The organism is Mesorhizobium sp. M1A.F.Ca.IN.020.06.1.1, from assembly GCF_004023265.1.
Taxonomy (GTDB): domain Bacteria; phylum Pseudomonadota; class Alphaproteobacteria; order Rhizobiales; family Rhizobiaceae; genus Mesorhizobium.
This window is the reverse complement of record NZ_RZSR01001378.1, coordinates 1-1,106: the sequence shown is the minus strand read 5'-3', so window position 1 is coordinate 1,106 and position 1,106 is coordinate 1. Positions and strand designations below refer to the sequence as shown.

Sequence of the window (1,106 nt, the reverse complement as noted above, 5' to 3'; positions counted from 1 at the left end):
ACTACCATGATGCTGGAAAGGTTTGCTCTTCGCTCTCGTGGCTTTCTCGCGGGTGTGGCGATGTCGGCGCTGCTCGCGGTGCCGGCCTTTGCGGTCACGCCTGCCGACACGTTGGTCGAAGGCTTCGCCTTCGACGATATCATCTCGATGGATCCGGGCGAAGCGTTCGAGCTGTCAACCGCTGAGGTTACCGGCAACACCTACGATCTCCTGGTTCGCCTCGACCTCAGCGACACCTCCAAAGTCAAGGGCGATCTCGCCGAGAGCTGGACTATTTCCGACGACGGCCTGACCTACACCTTCAAGCTCAAGCCCGGAATGAAGTTCGCCTCCGGCAATCCGATCACCGCCGCCGACGTCGCCTATTCCTTCGAGCGCGCGATCAAGCTGGACAAGAGCCCCGCCTTCATCATCAACCAGTTCGGCATCAGCGGCGACAACGTCACCGAAAAGGCCAAGGCGGTCGACGACACCACCTTCCAGTTCGTTGTCGACAAGGCCTATGCGCCGAGCTTCGTGCTCAACTGCTTGTCGGCTACCGTCGCCTCGGTCGTCGACAGCAAGCTGGTCAAGGAACATGTCGCCGCCGTCACGCCGAGCGCCGACTACAAATGGGACAACGACTTCGGCAATGCCTGGCTGAAGACCGGCTATGCCGGCTCCGGCCCTTACAAGCTGCGCGAATGGCGCGCCAATGAAGTCGTCGTTCTGGAACGCAACGACAACTACAACGGCGAGAAGGCCAAGATCGCCCGCGTTATCTACCGCTTCATGAAGGAAAGCTCGGCGCAGCGTCTGGCGCTCGAGGCCGGCGATATCGACGTCGCCCGCAACCTCGAGCCGAACGATCTCGACGCCATCGCCAAGAATGGCGATCTCACCACCACCAGCGCGCCGAAGGGCACGGTCTATTACATCAGCCTCAACCAGAAGAACGCCAACCTCGCCAAGCCGGAGGTTCGGCAGGCCTTCAAGTACCTGGTCGACTATGATGCGCTGGGCTCGACCATCCTCAAGGGCATCGGCGAGATCCACCAGTCCTTCCTGCCCAAGGGCGACCTCGGCGCCATCGACGACAACCCGTTCAAGCTCAATGTCGCCAAGGC

The 1,106-nt window shown here is 61.1% G+C and carries 1 protein-coding gene; it reads left to right on the top strand.

The window, feature by feature from the left end; genetic code table 11:
* Nucleotides 1–6: 6 nt before the first annotated feature.
* Nucleotides 7–1,106, top strand: a 1,100-nt coding sequence (locus EOA60_RS34160; protein ID WP_164899820.1) for an ABC transporter substrate-binding protein, incomplete at its 3' end; no start/stop codon positions are given.